Consider the following 1,174-nt stretch of genomic DNA (forward strand, 5'->3'; position numbering starts at 1 on the left):
CCAGCAAAATTTCAACCAATCAAAAAACAATCGGTATCAACAAACTTGGCACACTATTGAGTTCTCAAACAACAGACCCCCCAAAACATCACCCCGACCGGAACACCACACAAAGCAGCGCACCACAACAGGGCCATTGGAAAAGAAGAGTTATTTTTGGCCGCCTACCGAACCGTACACACCTTCCGGCTTTCCGTTTCGCACCCGGCGACTCAGAAAACAATACACGCCCCACAACCCCAACGCAAATCCACCACCCACCACCCCCAAACCACCCCCCAAAACCCCACCACACCGCCGTCGAACACCACCACAACACCACCACAACACCGCCATGACGGAGGCCGCCTGCCGGTGGGAGGATAGGAGGCATGGAACTGCACATCACCGGCGACGCCGCCGCGGACAAACTCCTCAGTGAAGACTCGTTTGCCCTGCTGACGGGCATGCTGCTGGATCAACAGGTCACCATGGAGTCCGCATTTGCGGGTCCGGAAAAGATCCGCACCCGGCTCGGGACCCTGGAACCGCGCGTTGTCGCAGCACAGGACCCTGCCGGTTTCGTCGAACTGTTCAAGGAGAGGCCGGCAGTCCACCGCTTTCCCGGCTCGATGGCAGGAAGGGTCCAGGCCCTCGCAGCCGCCGTGGACAATGACTGGGACGCAGACGCATCCGCGATCTGGACAAAAGGCAACCCCGACGGCCCCGAGGTGCTCCGCCGGCTCCAGGCCCTGCCAGGTTTTGGCGAACAAAAAGCCAAGATCTTCCTGGCGCTGCTGGGCAAACAATGCGCCCTGACAGCTCCCGGATGGCAAGAAGCCGCCGGCCACTACGGGAAGGAAGGATCCTACCTCTCCGTGGCCGACATCACCGACCCGGAATCCCTGGCCAAAGTCCGCGCCAGCAAACAAGCAGCAAAAGCCGCCGCGAAAACAGCGAAAGCACCCACCCCCTGACCAGGCCCCGGCGATCAAGCATTATAGACCAGACGCCCCAACCGTCGTTAAAGACCAAAGGCCCCAACCGTCGTGGTTGGGGCCCTTTTGCTGGCGCGTTGTGGTGGTGAACTGGTGGGTTGTGGTGGTTAATGTGGGAGACCCCCAACCCGGTGTGGGTTGGGGGGTCTCGACCTAATGGTTGTCCGGCGGTGTCCTACTCTCCCACACCCTCCCGG

At 60.6% G+C, this 1,174-nt stretch carries 1 protein-coding gene; it reads left to right on the forward strand.

Features of this window, described 5'->3' with window-relative positions; translation table 11 throughout:
* Positions 1–371: 371 nt before the first annotated feature.
* On the forward strand, positions 372–956 hold the full coding sequence (locus FDP28_RS20380) for an HhH-GPD-type base excision DNA repair protein (RefSeq protein ID WP_186313733.1): 585 nt from the start codon (positions 372–374) through the stop codon (positions 954–956).
* Positions 957–1,174 lie beyond the last annotated feature (218 nt).

The organism is Paenarthrobacter nicotinovorans, from assembly GCF_007670255.1.
Taxonomy (GTDB): Bacteria; Actinomycetota; Actinomycetes; order Actinomycetales; family Micrococcaceae; genus Arthrobacter; species Arthrobacter nicotinovorans_B.